Below are 230 nucleotides of genomic sequence, written 5' to 3' on the forward strand. Positions count from 1 at the left end.
ACTCCCGCGACTACCGCGGCCCGCACCCCCACCGCCACCGGTGCGCGGCGATGCTGGCAGCGTCAGAGGCCCGTGGCGAAGCCCGCTACCGCGCTCGTGCGCTGCGGCTGGCCGACCCCAGGACCCGCCGCCAGGCCGCGCAGGGCGAGGGCCTGGGCTGGGCGCCCTCCGCCCGGGACGGGCAGCTCGGCGGGCCCGTCACGCTCGGCCCCCCCTCGCACCGGCTCCGC

General features: G+C 81.3%; 1 protein-coding gene. It reads left to right on the forward strand.

The features are described from left to right. A partial coding sequence (locus tag ACQG3P_RS25430; RefSeq protein WP_426806590.1) for an AGE family epimerase/isomerase occupies positions 1 to 230 on the forward strand: 230 nt, incomplete at both ends.

The sequence above is a fragment of the Stenotrophomonas sp. SrG genome, assembly GCF_050031795.1.
GTDB classification, from domain to species: Bacteria; Pseudomonadota; Gammaproteobacteria; order Xanthomonadales; family Xanthomonadaceae; genus Stenotrophomonas; species Stenotrophomonas rhizophila_A.